This is a genomic window from Pirellulales bacterium, from assembly GCA_036490175.1.
Classification (GTDB): Bacteria; Planctomycetota; Planctomycetia; order Pirellulales; family JACPPG01; genus JACPPG01.
In genome coordinates this window covers 1-3505 of the sequence record DASXEJ010000273.1, presented here as the reverse complement: position 1 = coordinate 3505, position 3505 = coordinate 1, and the positions used below count along the sequence as shown (strand labels likewise).

2 protein-coding genes are annotated in these 3505 nt (G+C 58.2%); one reads left to right on the top strand and one right to left on the bottom strand.

What is annotated here, in order from left to right; all coding sequences use genetic code 11:
- Window positions 1–864 precede the first annotated feature (864 nt).
- Window positions 865–1437: a DUF6174 domain-containing protein gene (locus tag VGG64_20845; protein ID HEY1602064.1), complete on the top strand. Its 573-nt coding sequence runs from the start codon at window positions 865–867 to the stop codon at window positions 1435–1437.
- A gap of 836 nt (window positions 1438–2273) precedes the next feature.
- On the opposite strand, the gene VGG64_20840 is transcribed toward VGG64_20845, so the two are convergent.
- Window positions 2274–3299: a polysaccharide biosynthesis/export family protein gene (locus VGG64_20840; protein ID HEY1602063.1), complete on the bottom strand. Its 1026-nt coding sequence runs from the start codon at window positions 3297–3299 to the stop codon at window positions 2274–2276.
- Window positions 3300–3505 lie beyond the last annotated feature (206 nt).

The window sequence follows — 3505 nt, the reverse complement described above, 5'->3', positions numbered from 1 at the left end:
TGGTGGGACCGTTTGAACGCGTCATCGGCTTCAACCTGCTCACCTTCCAGGCCATTCAGACTGCCAACCGTTTCCCGCTCGGCTTTACCAGTGCTAGCAGCCTGGCCGGCAGCAAATAACCCCACTCCAAAAGCCAACAATCAGGATCAAGCCTGAACATCGGCCAAGACGAACAAGCGCCGGACACAGTCGGACGGGGTCCCTGGAGCTCCGCCCCTTCTGCGTGATAACCCTGTGGTCAACCGAAGCGCAACGGTCAATACGCCATCGCTTGCATGTCACCGTTTTGCCAACCGATTTGGTGGCCGAACAAGCTTGGTTTCCGCGATCCTTTAGGGCTCCTGTGGATCGGATTCCGCAGGGGATTCTCAACAGAGCTTCGGCCTGAAGCATTGCTGCAAACATTGTGGATTTCGCAGCGATTCGCGCAGCCGGGCGCGCCAAGCCTTGCATCCAGCGCAATGCTATTTGAAGAACGGGCGTCCCCGTCTGGGGTTTGGAAACGTTGACGCGCTACACGACGTGACATAGGGTGAAATTGCTCGGTCCGCGGCCTATGGCGACACGGGGGGGCCCATACCCCTTTGGCATGTCGTCCGACGACTGGCCCTCGGCACGGATTACCGCTGCTTGGGCGCATGGAGTCGGATAGCATGACGCGCGGATTCGTTCGATACGGGGATCCATAAATGAAGATGGCGGACGGCCTCGGGGAGCGGCACGTCGCCAGGGTGATTTTTGGGGAATTGCCCGTCGAGGCAAAGGCGCTGCGTCGTCGTCAAAACCAGTTTCGCAGCGAACGACAGCTGTCGCACCCCATCGAAGACAATCCACACCCGCACCTTACAGACAGCACAAACCGCCATGCACCAGATGACCGAACATCGCGGCGACATCTCGCGGCGCACAAGTCGAATCATTGGTCTGGCCATTGCCGCCAGTGTGATCCTGGTGCCAATGGCAGCGATCGGCATTTGGTATCTGTTTCACGCGGACCAACTGCCGCGGGTTAAGCAGGCAGGTTACGAGGAAGCCCGCAAAAAGTGGCGTGCGGCCGACATTCAAAACTACGACTTGGAGCTAACATTCGAGGGAAGCGATAGACCAAAGAAGATCTATGTTGAGGTACGCGACGGGGAGGTCACCAAGTGCCTGGAGAATGGTCGCGTGCCGGGTCAGCAACGATTCTGGGACGATTTTACGATCAACAATCAGTTCAAGATGATTCGCGAAGACCTAGCTAAGGCCGCGCGTCCCGGCGGCTTCGCCGTAAAATCGAACGTCACGATCACCTTGCACGGCGAGTTTGATCCCACGTATGGATTTCCCACGCAGTATTGGCGGAAGGCGCGTGGGCCTACACCACTTCAGTGCAAATGGAAAGTTGACAGGTTCGAGCCCGTCGTCGGAGACGGTGCTGACAAGAAGGGGAAATAACTCTGCACAGGCACGGCGAAAAAAAGTTCTGCGGCAAACGTACGTCGCGAGTGGTCGAGAGGGCTACCGACCTAAGGTTGGATAAAAGTGCGAGTAGTTTTGACGACCCGCAGCATGTCCTGTTGATCGCAACTTTGAATTGCCGCCATCTGTGCCTGCTTTCGATCGCGCCGGAGAATCGACGCTACGCTGCAGATTCTTAATCGCTGACGCGGAATGCGAATTGAAGTTCTGCTGATCGAGTTGAGGGCGAACAAGCGATTGATAATTGGTTGACGCGCCGGCGTTGGTGTTGTTCACCAAATTCATGTACGGGCTAACCGAGGGTCGACGGGATTGAGTGTCGAAGGGCCTGCTCTGCCCTTTGTACTGTGCTCGAGCGCTGTCGGCCACTGCTCCCAACCCAATCACAACGACGACCACTAATAGTCGCTTCATGGCTTTTTTCCTCAACGGCACATGCCGAAACGCGAGCCATCACCCATAACCACTTCCTGATAATAGGCGATCTTGGCAACAACGACAAGATTTCTGTTATTTTCGATACCACTCTCCTACGTATCTATCGGTCAAAATGAATCCGGAGACGATGCCGGATTTGGGGGAGATTTCGATTGCTACGACAAGTGATAGAGCCCCGCGAGCTTTCGTGTCGCGCCGGTCATCAAATGGGGGGCTAAGAAACTATTTGGTGGGTTGTCGCGAAATGAGGAGTTTCAAGCCCTAGCGATGTGCCGGTCGAGCGGGGCGTGCGATCCCGCGTTTTCTGTGTCCGGCGCTTGTTCGTCTTGGCCGATGTTCAGGCGTGATCCTGATTGTTGACTTTTGGAGTGGGGTTATTTGCTGCCGGCCAGGCTGCTAGCACTGGTAAAGCCGAGCGGGAAACGGTTGGCAGTCTGAATGGCCTGGAAGGTGAGCAGGTTGAAGCCGATGACGCGTTCAAACGGTCCCACCAACTTGTCGACGAAGTTGTCGAGGGCAACCAATTTGTCCTCGGCGACGAAGATGCGGTCCCCCGGCATGACCTGCCAATTGGTGGCGGTATCGGCGGCGTCGACGATGGCCCGCCAGTTGACCGGCAGGATCTGAGCGCAGCCGCTGCCGTCGGACGGTGCGGGGCGGGCGATCCAGATGGTCTTGCTGGAAATCCGCGACAGACCGCCGATCTGGGTGATCGCATCCAGCACGGTTTCGTTGCCGGTGATCGGCACCCGTTGGATCTGGTCACCCAAGTTGGCCCCTTCGGTGACGACGTAATAGAACTTGCTGTTGTAGGCGAAGATATCGACCGAGATATCGGGTTCGTCGAGGAACTCGGTGAGATGCTGTTCGATGGCCTCACGGGCTTCGCTCAAGGTCATGCCGGCCACATAGACGCTGCCGTAGGTACCCAGATTGACGGTGCCGTCGGGTCCGACCAGGTGCTCTCCTTCGATCTGCTGCTGGCCGGCGCTGTTACCCAGGCTGACCGAGACTTCCGGAGCGGTGAGGATCCCTTCCAGGTGCTTGCGAATGGCGTCGCGGGCCTCGGCCAGGGTCAGATCCGAGACCTTGATGGCTCCGTAGGCGGGGCCCAGCATGATGGTGCCGTCGGCCTCGACCGGATAGGGACCGGCGATGTTCTGATCGGGCAGGGTCCCCAATACGAAGATTTCCAGAGTGTCCAAAGGCTCGATGTGATAAGGGGGCTTGGGAACCACCTTCACGGCATCGATCAAGAGGACGTCGGGGGGCTCGATGACATAGGTGGGCAGGCTGATCTTGGTCAATTCACGAGGACTGGGACCTTCCGGGGGCAACTTGGCCATGAGGACCTGGTTGCGCGTCAGGCGGCACCCCCCGCCGGCTGTCAACAACAGCACGGCGGCCAAGGCCCCGCCACTCAAGGTCATCCAGCCACGCCTGTCCATCCGGGAGGTTTCCTCGGCCTGTGCAAGGCCAGCGACCCGTCCCCAAGCAAGCGCGCAAACGCCCACCCAGGTCCAGACCCTCTCACCCCCCCGCGAGAGCGCCAACGCCGTACCGACTCTACAATCGGCATTAACATACTCACCCTGAAATCTTTCCA

What these genes read in the sequence shown, in the direction of transcription:
- VGG64_20845 (HEY1602064.1), top strand. Translation starts at nt 865, where the DNA reads ATGCACCAGATGACCGAACATCGCGGCGACATCTCGCGGCGCACAAGT.